This is a genomic window from Desertibacillus haloalkaliphilus, assembly GCF_019039105.1.
Lineage (GTDB): Bacteria > Bacillota > Bacilli > Bacillales > KJ1-10-99 > Desertibacillus > Desertibacillus haloalkaliphilus.
This window is the reverse complement of sequence record NZ_JAHPIV010000021.1, coordinates 11,442-26,063: the sequence shown is the minus strand read 5'-3', so window position 1 is coordinate 26,063 and position 14,622 is coordinate 11,442. Positions and strand designations below refer to the sequence as shown.

Sequence of the window (14,622 nt, the reverse complement as noted above, 5' to 3'; positions counted from 1 at the left end):
GGTTTACTTACATAGCTTTATTTCGAGATTTTAAACTGATTTACTTCATTTGTAAGCTGTTCAGCTAGTTTTTCAAGTTGTGTAGCACTGCGTTTTACCTCTTCCATTGAGGTTAGAGACTGTTCCGTTGAAGCCGCTGTTTCCTCTACACCAGAAGCGGATTCTTCTGAAATCGAAGAAATTTCTTCAAGAGAAGTATTGATATTCGTACTTTCTTCGGTAATTTCTTGTAAATGACTTGACACACTTTTTACCATGTCTATCATGTGATTTACCGAATCGCTAATCGAGACAAAGGTATCGCCAGTTGTTGCTATTTGGTTCGATCCCTCATTCACTTCTTCATATCCTTTTTCTAACGCATTAGCTACGTTATTAGATTCTGCCTGGATATTACTAACAATGCTTGTAATTTCACCAACAGATGATGAAACTTCTTCTGCGAGTTTCCTTACCTCATCTGCCACAACAGCAAAACCTTTACCGTGTTCTCCGGCACGTGCAGCTTCAATCGCTGCATTTAACGCTAAGAGGTTCGTTTGCTCGGCGATTGCCTGAATCACCTCAACTAACTTTGAAATTTCTTGTGACTGTTTATCTAATCCTCGAACTTTTTGGACCGTACCTTGAACAATTTCGTCAATGATCTCCATCTGTTGAATCGATTGTTCCATCATTTGACGACCATTTTCCGTTTTTTCAAATACTCCTTTAGATTCTAATGAGACTTTTTCTGTATTTTCATTTGCATCTTTTACCTTTTGCACAAAATCTTCCATCAATTCAGATAAATTGCTGACGCTAGTCGCCTGCTCTTCCACCCCAGATGAAAGGTCTTGCATAGTTGATGCTATTTGCTCACTACCTTCACGCACTTCATTAGCTGACTGAGCAAGTTCTACACTTGCACTAGAGACACTATTTGTCGCATTTGAGACACTCTTTATTACACTTTGTAGATTATCTTGCATTTGGTTTGTTGCATCTGCAAGTTCACCTAATTCATCTTTACGTTTAAGGGTGATATGATCTCTTCGTAAGTCTCCAGAAGCAATCTCCGTTAATCGTGAGGCTAATAATTTTATCGGCTTCCCGATACTACGTCCCATGAATAGACCTATAATAATTGCACCAGCTACAGCAAGTACAACCGTACCAATAATTAAGTAAAACATTCGATCAAAAGCATTTGAACTCTCTGTGTAATGATCTTGACCAATACTAACATTTAGGTCAGTCAGCTGTTGTAAATCTTGTCGAGCCTCTCTAAAATATCCCCCAGAAACAACCATGTTAGTAAGCGCTTGTTCGTATTGTCCACTTATAATATACTGTGCATTTTCTTGAACAGTAGACGAATATTGGTCCCAATTTTGTTGGAGATCGACAAATATTTCTCGTTCACTATCTCTTAAGTTTGAAGAAGCGTAAAGATCTAAATAGTAATTGAGATGCTCTAAGTTATCTAGTGCATTTTGTACTCTACTTGGATCTTCCTCAGCTATTCCTGATAACATTTGAACCCGAGTATTTTCCATGATACGAACGATGTTTGTTAAATACCCTAGTGGCTCCATACGATTTTCATACATTCTTTCGTTGTAATCATTTATCGTGTACATTCCAACTATTGCCACTGCACCTAAACAAACTAATAAAAAAACAATGATTAAATAAGAAGTGATTAGCTTCCCTGTGATCTTCATTTAAACCTCTCCTTATAATGGTTGAAGTGCCCTCGTTAAATTCCACATATGTATATCATAGCTATCAGTATTTTCATTTAGGTCGTCTACTATAGATTTCGGCTATAGTAGGTCATTCTCTGATGTAAGGAATTGTTGATAGTTAATTGGTAAGATGACGCAAAACAGTGAGGGGAATATTATAGTACAAAGAGTTTAGAAATATGGATATTTCTATAGTGTCTTCTAATTTTTTTAGCATTTACACTGATAAAATAGTACTATAGTTACCTCTATTAAAGAAGTGATTACCTTATTTTCATAATTTTAAGTTTTGTAAACGGAGACAAAAAAGTTAGTAAGTAGCCCATATCCAACATGAAGGGGGCTAAAAGACTTTTATAATTATGATAAAAGGCACTTGTATATTTGATTGAAGTGTGAACAAAATCACCTTTCCATTTTTAATAAAAAGTGGTACTATCTACATAATCTTTACATATTATTTACATTGTTTACATAAATTTTATATCCAAGGGGGCCATTCAACTTGTCAGTCGTGTTGTTATCTAATGCAATTCATTACGATAATGCCTTAATCGGTTCAAAAGCTATGAACTTATCAAAAATTAAAACCGTTTTAAATAATATTCCTGATGGGTATGTCGTAACTTCAGAAGCGTTTAAGGAATTTTTATCGTTTAATAATATTCAAACGGATAGTAATGAAAATATCAGTTCAGAAATATTGAGTGCCGAATTTTTCGACGAGCTAAAGGAAGAGATTGTTAAACACTATGAAAATCTCAAAAGTCATGTAAACTATGCGGTAGCTGTACGTTCTTCGTCTGCACTAGAAGACCTTGAAGGTGCTTCATTTGCAGGTCAGTATGAAACGATTTTGAACGTAAAGAACGAAGAAGACCTTTTACATAGTATTAAACGCTGTTGGGCTTCTTATTTTTCATCTTATGTACAAGAATATGCTCAGCATAACAATATTTCTCTTGCAGATGTTCAAATGGGCGTGCTTGTACAAGGGATGGTTAACGCTGATGTATCTGGTGTCATTTTTAGTTCCAATCCGGTAACCCACAATCAAGATGAGATACTGATCAACGCCAGCTATGGTTTAGGAGAAGCGATCGTTGATGGTAGTGTAACACCAGATATGTTTATCATTCATAAACAAAGCAAGCAATTGACGAAAGAATTAGGACTTAAAGAAGTAAAAACAATTCCTACAGAAGATGGGAATGAAACGATTGATGTTCCTACTGATAAGCAGGAAGTATTTTGTATTGAAGAGACGATGATCGAACAATTATATACGCTTACGAAAGAAATTGAATATTACTACAGACATCCAGTCGATATAGAATTTGCTATTCATAATAATCAGATATTTATCTTGCAATCGAGACCTATTACGACGCTACTAGGAGGGAAAGTTTAATGAGTATTTTAATAAGTGGAGAAGAATTTAAGGACTTCAAAACAAATTTATTTATAGCAGAAGAAGAGAAGAATTTATTTTGGCAGTTAGATGGGGCACATTTTCAAAAGCCATTAACTCCATTGTTCTCTTCCTATATAGCGCCTGCAGTATCGGCAGGAACATTAGAAGCCTTTGAAAAGTTGAAATTACCGGTTAAACAATTTCGTGTGAAAATGGCAAAAGGTTATTATTATCAAACCGTTCCGTTACACGATAATGTAGAAGAGCGATTAAAAGAGCATCAAGAGGCAATGACTTCAGTTTTTCCAAGGTTAATGGAAATTTTTAATGAATACGTTGAGGAAACCATTTTACCTTTTTATGAGCGTTTGGATGAATATCAAAAACAAAACTTAACATTGCAAGAGGCGGAACAAAAAGTAATCGAGCTAGATAACATGTACAAGAGAATTTGGTCGATTCATTTTGAAGTTGTTATGCCACGATTATCAATGGGAGTAGCTATTGAAGAGGTTTATGGAGAATTATTAAATACTAAAAACACGGCAGAAGTCTATGATTTGTTATTAGGGACTATGAATAAGTCACTAGAAACGGATCGAGAACTATGGAAGCTATCTCTACTTGTAAAAGGCTCGTCAGTATTAACTAAAATCTTTAACACTACTAACGCCGAGCAATTACAAGCTACACTTGAGGAAGTGGAAGAAGGACGCAAGTTTTTAGATTCTGTTCAATCCTTCCTCGATGTATATGGGTATCGTACAGCAAACAGCCATGAATTTGCAGATGAGACATGGATAGAGAACCCGTTCCATGCTTTGAAAGTTATCAAAAACTATCTTGAAAAAGATTTTGATTTTGAAGCTGAACTGCAGGAGGTTATATCTAAGCGAGAAAAGAAAGTCGGCGAAGCTCTTTCTAAAATGCCAGAGGGCGAACTAAAAGAGCAGTTCAAATCATTACATGAGATGGCATTGAAAATGTGGGGGATCGATGAGGATCATCATTTCTATATCGACGCCATGCTACCTGCAAAAGCTCGTCCGTTCTTATTAAATGTTGGGCAAACGTTAGTAAAGCACTCAGTAATTGAACAGAAAGAGGATGTAGTCTTTCTATATTTAGATGAGCTAGTAGAAGTGTTGAGAAATCCTAAACCATCACATGATCTCATTAAAGAGCGAAAAGAAGAACATAAGTACAATGAATCTCTCACGCCTGCTCCATTCTTTGGAGAACCTCCAGAGGGGCCAGTTGACCCTATAGTTGAGCGAGTATTTGGGAGCAAAACCAATGAAATTAGTGAAGAAATGAAATCATTCTCTGGTTATGCAGGTTCTCAAGGAAAGCATACGGGAACTGTAAAGGTTGTTAGTGGTCAACATGAATTTGATAAAGTTAAAAAAGGGGACATCCTCGTTTGCAAAACAACAACCCCTCCTTGGACCGTGTTATTTAATTTAGCTGGTGCTATTGTCACTGATGTAGGCGGCATCCTCTCCCATGCAGCTACTGTTGCTAGGGAATACGAAGTTCCTTGTGTGATTGGAACAAAAGTCGCAACATCTACACTAAAAGATGGCGACGTAATTACAGTGGATGGTACAAAGGGAGAAGTTATCATCCATGAACAAAACTAAACAAAATTTAATATTGATGGGCATATTAACAGGAACCTTTTTGGTTCCTGTTAATTCTACTATGATAGCAGTTGGCTTACCTACAATTTCGCAAGATTTAAATGTCTCGGTTACTAATGTTACTTGGGTCGTTACAATTTATTTGATTGTTATGGCAGCAGCTCAGCCGATCGCTGGTAAACTAGGTGACATCTACGGCAATAAAAAAGTCATGCTGTTTGGTTTTAGTTTATTTTTCGTCTCATCAATAGCATGTGCTTTTTCATTTAATTTACTTTCTTTAATTGTATTTCGGTCATTACAGGCTCTGGGTGGCGCATTAGCCACACCTAATGCAACCGCTGTGATGAGGCATGTGATGCCAAAAGATAAACTAAGTAATATATTTGGTTTTTTCGGTCTTGCAATGGGGCTAGGTGCGGCAATCGGGCCTATGCTTGGTTCAGGCTTGATCACTCTCTTTAGTTGGGAAGCGATCTTTTGGGTCAATGTTCCATTTCTATTAATCTCAATGACCCTTACGTGGTTTATCGTTCCTAGTGTAGAAGGGATAAGGAATCATTCATTAGATATATTAGGGTCTATATATTTAGGTACAGTCCTAACACTGTTTACGCTAATCGTTACTCATAGAGAATATCTTAATGTATTAACTTTACTTTCACTACTTGTTGCGATAGCTTTATTCATTTATCAAGAGAAAAGGGCGAAAGTGCCACTTATTGAATTTCAAATGTTTAAGAACCTTCAATTTTCTGGTTCGAATATCTCAATATTAATTAATAACTTTGTGATGTACAGTACAATACTTTTCGTACCACTTTTATTTGAGACTTTTCATTTCAATATCAATATGATTGGGGCTTTGTTGTTCGCCTTTTCTTTAGCAATGTCCCTATCGTCATTGCTAGGTGGGAGGTTGGCAAATAAATATGGCAAAGGGAATGTGATCAGCTTATCTTTTGGGCTATTATCGTTAACAACGTTGTCCTATTTCTGGTTTACAAATGAAGTATCTGTGATCTATACGCTGATCGTTCTCATCTTTGGCGGGTTCTCAGTAGGGATTGGTGTTGCATCAATGCAAGCAGCAAATATTGAGTCTGTATCGAAAGAGAAGTCGGGAACAGCGTCTGGTATCTATTCAACATTTAGATATATGGGGGGGATGATCGCCTCTGCGGTCGTGAGTGTCTTAGTAGGCACAAGTATGTTATATATCCTGCTATTAATCTTCTCGTTGGTTGGTCTACTCATTTCCATTATATTGGTCCAAAAATCAGGTGTGGAGCAAAAAAGTACATTAACTGGATAAGAGAAAATTAGATCACGACAACATACGATCCTTCACTCATATGTTGTTTTCGAAAACTTTAATTGATTATAAATAATTCAGCCAATACTTTGAGGAATAATCAGAGTATTGTTTTTTTTGGTCTGAGTAATAGTTTGGATATAGTATCATAGTCTCTTCTCAATTAATTAAAGTAGTCCATTTTGTGTATAGCAAAAATATCATGTATATAGGTTCACCTTTTTAAAAATAAATAAAATTTATTTTAGGCTCTTTCCACCATAGAGTTTTTTTGATATAGTAAACAAAGTCTATAAAAATACATATTAATGAATGATTATTAATAGTTTAGGAGGAAACAGCATGAAGAGATTGTTTATGGCATGGTTAGTACTGGTGCTTGCATTAAGTCCAGTCTTGCCAATGTCACTAACTGGTCAAGCGAGTGAGCAGGAGACTGGATCAGTAGTAGAACAAATGGAGTTAGAAGTGAGTCAGTCATTATTGTCATTGACTGAAGTTCGTACAGTCGATGTGACGTTTGAAGCTGGCGAACTTGTAAATCTAGAAGAAATGGATTGGAATTTTGGAGGTAAGAGTCTTAGTGAATGGAAGAAGTGGGACTCTGAATCTAGTGAATACAGTGGTGAATCTTTTATTCAAGTTGTAGAAGATCCTCATTATGTTGATGATACGACGGTGGAAGCAACCTTACGATTTGACTTACCGTATGACACGGAAGATTTATCTCCACGTACGATTCGTGTTCTATACCCAGAATTAATGGGGGAATATGAGCTAGCACTTGTTGATCCTGAAAGTGGCTTAAAAGCAGCTACGACTGTAAAGCTGAATGTATATGATGAATTCCTTGAATATGATGAGATTAAACCTGCGATTGATAATATTTTTCTAGAAGCAAATGATCAAAATGACCGCTTCTTAGAATACAAGTCGTTAGGGGAATCTGTTGAAGGGCGAGATATTCATTTTGTTGTGTTAGCTAGAGACGAGGAAGCAGTGACGAACTATTTAGATGAAATGTTACCAACTGCGCTTGAAGATCCAGCGGATGTACTTGAAAAGCTAGAAAATGGAACAGCTGGAGACTATCAAATTCCTATTTGGTTTAATAACATTCATCCTGATGAAGTTGAAGGTGTCGATGCACAGGTTGAATTATTAAAGAAGTTTGCGTTAGAAAATGAAGTAACATTTCATTCGACGGATGAGGATGGAGAAGAATCTGTTGTTACATTTGACGTTGATGATGTGCTTGATGATGTAATCTTCTTATTTAATTTCACTACGAATCCGGATGGACGAGTGGCGAATACTCGTGCCAATGCAAATGGATTTGATTTGAATCGTGATAACGCGTACCAAACACAAGTAGAAACAATTGCAGTAAATGAAGAAATTGCAAAATGGACGCCATTATCATTTATTGATATGCATGGGTATGTAGAAGGTTTTCTCATTGAACCTGGGACGCCACCTCATAACCCTAACTTCGAATATGATTTACTTATTGAAAGCATGATGGAGCAAGCGCATGAAATGGGACGCACGGGTGTGGCGAACTCTGATTTAGAGTCTTACTTTATTCCGTTAACCGATTGGGGTAGTGGTTGGGATGATATGACGCCAGCCTACACTGCCATTTTTGCGATGTTGCATGGGTCACTAGGTCACACTGTTGAAGTACCTACATTAAGTCAAGATTCATTATATGCAATGGAACATGTAGGGATCGGTGCAACAAAATACGTGATTGAAAATAAAGATGAATTGTTTAAAAAGCAGCTCGAGATCTTTAAACGTGGTGTGAACTCTGTAGACGACAGAGCCGTTGACGAGTGGTTTGTGAATGCTGACGGAGAAGAAATTGGCCGTGTTCGCGGTGATAACGAAAACTTTTTCCCTGAATACTATGTCATCCCATTTGATGAGGATAGACAGAAAAATAAACTTGAAGCCAATGAAATGGTAGATTACTTGATTCGAAATGGTGTTCAAGTTGAAAAAACGACCACTGCTGTCACTGTAGCTGGAACAACGTATGAAGAAGGGACCTATATCGTTTCAATGAACCAAGCCAAACGTGGTTTCGCTAATGCGATGTTATATACAGGAGACAACGTTTCTGATTGGGATGCGATGTATGATCCAATTGTCGTCAATTTCCCAGCGTTACGTGGGTTTGATGCAGATGACGTTCGTGTTGAGGGTACCTTTACAGGAAAGACAGTCGAAGTTGAGACTGCTGAGACGTTAACAAGTGATGTTGATCAGTCTACTGACAAACAAATACTTTCAAATTCAACAAATGATGTGATTAAGGTTGTTAATAACCTATTAGCGGCTGGAAAAGACGTTGAAGTCGTTGTCGAAGAGAGTGATGTGGCAAGTCAAGGAGACTTCATCGTTTCTACGAATGATCTTCTTCTGTACGCGAGTGATTATGTATTTCATGCGTCACCACTAACAGATGAACTAATGACAGAAACGCTTGTACAACCGCAAGTAGCTGCCATTGGATCAGACCAAAACAAATTTGTTTTACAACAGCTTGGTTTTGAGCTTGTTGATGTAGAAGATGCGGATGTTGTCGTTGATGATACCGGAGCGGTTGACGTAAGTGAATTATCTGGTAAGACGTATGTCGGCATCGGTGGTCGTTCCCTTCAAGCGGTTGAAGATGCTAGCTTACTAGAAGGGTTTGACGTTCAAACGACTGCATTATCTCATGAAGGCCTTGTAAAAGCTAATATGAATTTTCATTTACTAACGTCTGGCTATCAAGCGGATGAATTACTTTATATTACTACTGGTTCATGGATTTCTTCTGTCCCAGCAGAGGCTGAAGTTCTGGCAACGGTCGTTGATACAGATGACTTCTATGTTGCTGGTTGGTGGCCTGGTCATGAAGGAGCTAAGGGGCAGACACTTGCCTTTACAACGGATCTAGAGGACACAACTTTCACTTTATTTGCTAATGAATTAGCGTTTCGTGCTCATACGAAACATAGCTACCCTTTATTAGCCAACAGCATTTTTGCTTCAATGGTTGACGACGCTGAAGTGCAGGAACCATCTATCCCTGCTAACCCGGTATTCCCTGATGTAGCAGAAAGTCATTGGGCACAGGAACAAATTGAATCCTTACATGAAGCAGGTGTCATTAACGGTCATCAGGATGGAACATTCCAACCAAGTCAATCGTTAACTCGTGGACAGGCAGCTGAGTTAATGACGAAGGCACTTGATTTAGAAATGATTCAAGAGCGTGCGACCCCTTCTTTTAGTGATTTATCATTAGATCATTACTATGAACCGTTTGCATCTGCGGTAAAAGAAGCTGGAGTCTTTAGTGGTCACTATAATGGTACATTCGGTGCTAGTGAAGGATTAACGAGGGAACAAATGGCGACGGTTCTCGTAAATGCGTTTGACCTTGAAGCGACAGGTGACGACGTAACATTTACGGATGCAAGTGCCATTGCAAGTTATCATCAAGACGATGTGAAAGTGCTTGCTCAACATGGAATTACGACGGAATCAGAATACCGCCCTACCGATTCAGTGACGAGAGCAGAATTTGCGGCATTCTTATACCGTGTGTTAGGTAATAAGTAGGCATATATGAAGTGATTAGAACTTGAAGTGTCCTTCATCGGTTAGATGAAGGACATTTTTGATGAGATTAGAGCTGTGATTGTCCTTCATAGGTAGTGTGAAGGACATTTTTGATGAGATTAGAGCTGTGATTGTCCTTCATAGGTAGTGTGAAGGACATTTTTGATGAGATTAGATTTGATGAGATTAGAGCTGTGATTGTCCTTCATAGGTAGTGTGAAGGACATTTTTGATGAGATTAGAGCTGTGATTGTCCTTCATAGGTAGTGTGAAGGACATTTTTGATAGGAATAGAGCCCGAACTGTCCTTCATCGCCAGTATAAAAGTTCAGAAGGCTTACTCGCATCTCCTTCATATGATAAGTACACTTGACATTATACCTACTAGGGTATATGATAATCATATCACATCAATTCAATAAAAATAGACATGCGAGTAGGTGGAATATGGTACTTATAGGTTCTATCGTCATCGTCATCTTGATTTTTTTGTATAATAGATATGTGCCAATCATGGGTCTTGAGCACATCGAATTAGAAACTATTGATCAAGACCGTAGTACTCTACTTGATGTTAGGGACTTTTCCGCTGCTTATCATCAACCTGTTGAAGGGGCGATCAATATTCCGTTAGCTTATTTGAAGAGATATTACCGCGATGTGGGAGCGGAAGATGTTTACATTCTCTCAGCTGAAACGATTGATGTAAACATGAGTGGACGGCTTTTATCAAAGAAGGGGATCCGTGTTAAGGGGTATCATTTAATACAAACGTTCACTGCAAATCAATCAACATGTAGAAAGGGGAGCGAGTCGTATGGAATACAATGATCAAATGAAACATCGAGTCAAACGAGTAGAAGGACAGGTTAAAGCGATCTTACGGATGATGGAAGAAGAAAAAGACTGTAAAGATATTGTTGTACAAATGTCAGCAGCGAGGAATGCATTAGATCGAGCGATTGGTGTAGTGGTAAGCACGAACCTTGAGCAGTGTGTTCGGGATCAAATTGTTAAAGGTGAAGATACAGAAGCTTTCATCCAAGAAGCTGTAAACCTACTTGTGAAAAGTAGATAAGTATGGGTACCCACTCTTGTACGATAAGTAAATAGATATATTTCTTTTTATACCATACGAGGTAATTAGGGCGATGGTTGACGTATAATTAACGTTGTACGTCAAAATTTTTTGTTTTCATATATACCCATATCGGTATTTAGGTGAGAGGGAAAAAGGCTAGATTAAACGGCATCGACCATGATACTCGGTCATTTAGCCAACCGTAGCTGAATAAATAGATACTAAACGTGGAGGGATAAAAATGCATTCAGATAAAGTGTTAGATGCAAAAGGTTTTGCCTGCCCGATGCCAATCGTTCGTACGAAAAAAGCCATGACTGAGCTAGAGTCAGGTCAAGTGTTAGAAATCCATGCAACAGATCAAGGGGCTAAAAATGACTTAGCGGCCTGGGCAAGCTCTGGTGGTCATCAGTTGGTAGCAGATGCTGAAGAAAATGGCATCTTAACGTTTTGGATTAAAAAAGGCTAAAGGAAAGGGCTGTTCTAAGAGGTAAATCGTAACCTTTTTTAGGGCAGCTATCTTTTTCTTGAAAGGAGATTGTAAAGTGGATATTACATTTATAATTGTTATCTTTTTGATTGGTTTTATCGGTTCGTATCTTTCGGGGATGCTGGGGATTGGTGGGTCGATTATTAAGTATCCAATGCTTCTCTATATCCCCCCACTATTTGGTCTCGCAGCCTTTAGTGCGCATGAAGTCTCAGGGATTAGTGCGATTCAAGTATTCTTTGCCACCCTTGGTGGTGTATGGGCATACCGAAAGGGTGGCTATCTAAATAAAACTCTAATTACGTATATGGGCGTTAGTATTTTAATTGGTAGTTTTATTGGTGGTTATGGTTCGAAACTAATGAGCGAGGCTGGCATTAATATTGTTTACGGAATGCTAGCTTTAATTGCAGCGATTATGATGTTTGTACCAAAAAAAGGAATTGATGACAAGCCCCTTGATGAAGTGACATTTAATAAGTCACTAGCGGCATCTCTTTCTTTTATTGTAGGGATTGGTGCCGGGATTGTCGGAGCTGCTGGTGCATTTTTATTAGTACCGATTATGCTCGTGTTTTTAAAAATTCCAACGCGGATGACGATTGCATCCTCATTAGCGATTACGCTTATCTCATCGATCGGTACAACAGTTGGAAAAATTTCTACGGGTCAAATTGATTATTACCCAGCATTTATTATGATTGTTGCTAGTTTAATTGCATCTCCACTTGGGGCGATCGCGGGTAAGAAAATGAATACGAAACGCTTACAACTCTTGTTAGCGATCATGATAGCAGCGACAGCGATCAATATTTGGATGGATATTTTGTAGAAATGTTCTTTTTCTAGGTCAGTTTCACCATTGTCATATACACGTTTTATAAAAAAACATGCAAAGTGTGATTTTTATCACATCATACGCAGGAAGATCGGTGTAATATATACTATGTAGGGTATATACCCCATAAGGTAATTAGAGGAGGCTATCATAATGAATCATAAGAAAATTGTCATCGTCGGTGGCGTTGCCGGTGGGGCGACTGCAGCAGCACGTTTAAGAAGAATAGATGAAAAATCAACAATTGTAATGTTTGAAAAAGGTGAATATATTTCATTTGCCAACTGTGGTTTGCCATACTACATTGGTGAGACGATCACCGACCGAGAAAAGTTATTGGTGCAAACCGTTGAAGGAATGTCAAAAAAGTTTAACTTAGATATTCGTAACTTAAGTGAAGTGGTTCGTATTGATCGAGAGAATAAAACGGTCATTGTCAACGATTTACAGTCAGGGACGACCTATGAAGAAACCTATGATGAGTTAATCTTATCCCCTGGTGCACGTCCAATTGTTCCACCTATTCCGGGGTTAAATGAGGCAAAGTCAACCTTTACATTACGAAACATTCCGGATACAGACAAGATCAAGGCCTATGTCGATCATGAAAAACCGCAACGAGCTGTAATTGTTGGTGGTGGATTTATTGGACTAGAGATGGCCGAAAATTTATATGATCGTGGGATCGACGTGACGATCATTGAAATGGCTGATCAAGTGATGGCGCCCCTTGATTATGAAATGGTAGCATCCATCCATGCCCACTTGGAAGAAAAGGGTGTACAGCTTATTTTACGTGATGGCGTAAACTCGTTTGCCGATGAAGGAAGTAAAGTCATCACTCAAAATGGAAAAGAAATTGAAACGGATATGATTATTCTATCGATTGGTGTTCGTCCTGAAAATGAGTTAGCGGTAAATGCAGGGCTAGATGTCGGTGAACGTGGCGGCATTCAGGTGAACGAATATTTACAAACAAGCGACCCTCATATTTACGCGATTGGTGATGTCGTTGAAGTTAAAGATTATGTCAATAACCAACCTACAATGATCCCCCTAGCATGGCCAGCCAATCGACAAGGGCGGATTGTGGCCGATAACATTTATGGGAAGCAAGTAACCTATAAAGGCACGCTCGGCACATCGATTGCTAAAGTGCTTGATTATACAGTCGCAACAACAGGAAATAACGAAAAAACGTTAAAACGCTTAGGTATTCCTTATGAGGTTGTTCATTTACACCCTGGTTCACATGCTGGCTACTATCCTGGTGCAGCCCCAATCGCGCTAAAACTTATTTTTGATAAAGAAACGGGTGACATTTACGGCGCACAGGCAGTAGGGACAACTGGGATTGATAAGCGTATTGATGTGATCGCAACAGCCACTAAAGCAGGATTAACTGTCATGGATCTTGCAGACCTAGAGCTAGCCTATGCTCCTCCATATTCTTCAGCAAAGGATCCTGTCAATACGGCTGGATATGCAGCTACGAACATTGTCGATGGTGTAATTGAAACCGTTCAGTGGCACGAAATTGATGAGGTTGTTACAAGCGGTGGGACATTAGTTGATGTGCGTAATCCAATTGAATTAGAGATGGGCTATATCGAAGGTGCCATCAATATTCCTCTTGATGATTTACGAGATCGATTAGCTGAACTTCCGCAAGGAGAAACGATTTATGTCAACTGTCAAGTAGGGTTACGTGGTTATTTAGCGTCACGTATTTTACAAGAGAATGGCTTTGAGGTGAAGAATCTAGACGGCGGTTGGAAAACTTACTCAGCGGCGTTTTATAAAAACCAACAAGATTGCAACATCAAAACCGATGATTCAGGTGTTGCCAAGGTCGAACGTAAGGAAATGATTGACCAAAAGGCAGACGTGAAAATTGATGCAAGTGGGTTGCAATGTCCTGGACCGATTATGAGTGTAGTAAAAGCTGTAAAAGAGATGGAAACAGGTCAAATCCTTGAAGTATCGGCCACAGATGCTAATTTTGTACGTGATTTACCTGCATGGTGCGAAAAGAATGGTCATGTCTTACTTGAGCAACAAACGAATCATAAGACGATTAAGGCCTATATTAAAAAGCAATAACTTCAACTTGAAAACATACCCTTATAGGTATATAATATCTATAAGGGTATGTTTGTATGTATGAAAGGGAGATGGATGATGGATAAGGACAAAGTCTGTACAACAAAACAGTGAGGGCTCAAAGGTAGGGAAACAGACGGGGAAAAGGTGAAAACCAAACCACCAATATGACCTGCGGTTTACCTTTGGCTCCTGGTAGGAGTCATTTTTATCCTTTATAGTGTGGGTGGAGCTTTCCTGTCGCTATTTTAGCTAAACAAAGCAGAAGTGCATCATCATGGTGTGCTTCTGCTTTTTGTTCATACCCCCGCTTTCCCCTGGCGACGCTCGATTGTGCAGACTGAATCTCTCTAGAGCGGAGGAACATAGATATAAAAAATGGTATAAAGA

Annotated in this window: 10 protein-coding genes; 9 read left to right on the top strand and 1 reads right to left on the bottom strand. The window is 38.6% G+C overall.

Features of this window, described 5'->3' with window-relative positions:
• Positions 1-17: 17 nt before the first annotated feature.
• Positions 18-1,706 (bottom strand): methyl-accepting chemotaxis protein, encoded by a 1,689-nt coding sequence (locus tag KH400_RS19120; protein WP_217227466.1) that lies wholly within the window; start codon positions 1,704-1,706, stop codon positions 18-20.
• Positions 1,707-2,244: 538 nt separating this feature from the next.
• Here KH400_RS19120 and KH400_RS19115 point away from each other — a divergent pair.
• From KH400_RS19115 to cdr, 9 genes are all read left to right on the top strand, one after another.
• Positions 2,245-3,141, top strand: coding sequence for a PEP/pyruvate-binding domain-containing protein (locus KH400_RS19115; protein ID WP_312889280.1), 897 nt, complete (start codon positions 2,245-2,247; stop codon positions 3,139-3,141).
• A complete protein-coding gene (locus KH400_RS25375) occupies positions 3,141-4,787 on the top strand; it encodes a PEP-utilizing enzyme (protein ID WP_217227464.1) in 1,647 nt (548 codons plus the stop codon). The genes KH400_RS19115 and KH400_RS25375 overlap by 1 nt, the downstream gene beginning before the upstream one ends.
• Positions 4,774-6,102 (top strand): MFS transporter, encoded by a 1,329-nt coding sequence (locus tag KH400_RS19105; RefSeq protein ID WP_217227462.1) that lies wholly within the window; start codon positions 4,774-4,776, stop codon positions 6,100-6,102. The genes KH400_RS25375 and KH400_RS19105 overlap by 14 nt, the downstream gene beginning before the upstream one ends.
• 342 nt (positions 6,103-6,444) lie before the next feature.
• Positions 6,445-9,720, top strand: coding sequence for a M14 family metallopeptidase (locus tag KH400_RS19100; RefSeq protein WP_217227460.1), 3,276 nt, complete (start codon positions 6,445-6,447; stop codon positions 9,718-9,720).
• A gap of 447 nt (positions 9,721-10,167) precedes the next feature.
• Positions 10,168-10,551, top strand: a complete 384-nt coding sequence (locus KH400_RS19095; protein WP_217227458.1) for a rhodanese-like domain-containing protein — start codon at positions 10,168-10,170, stop codon at positions 10,549-10,551.
• On the top strand, positions 10,538-10,798 hold the full coding sequence (locus tag KH400_RS19090; RefSeq protein ID WP_217227456.1) for a metal-sensitive transcriptional regulator: 261 nt from the start codon (positions 10,538-10,540) through the stop codon (positions 10,796-10,798). Before KH400_RS19095 ends, KH400_RS19090 begins: the two co-directional genes overlap by 14 nt.
• Before the next feature lie 244 nt (positions 10,799-11,042).
• Positions 11,043-11,270: a sulfurtransferase TusA family protein gene (locus KH400_RS19085; RefSeq protein WP_217227454.1), complete on the top strand. Its 228-nt coding sequence runs from the start codon at positions 11,043-11,045 to the stop codon at positions 11,268-11,270.
• A 76-nt stretch (positions 11,271-11,346) separates the two neighbouring features.
• Complete coding sequence (locus KH400_RS19080) at positions 11,347-12,123, top strand: sulfite exporter TauE/SafE family protein (protein ID WP_217227452.1); 777 nt, start codon at positions 11,347-11,349, stop codon at positions 12,121-12,123.
• A gap of 159 nt (positions 12,124-12,282) precedes the next feature.
• Positions 12,283-14,232, top strand: coding sequence for a CoA-disulfide reductase (cdr, locus tag KH400_RS19075; protein WP_217227450.1), 1,950 nt, complete (start codon positions 12,283-12,285; stop codon positions 14,230-14,232).
• Positions 14,233-14,622: the final 390 nt, after the last annotated feature.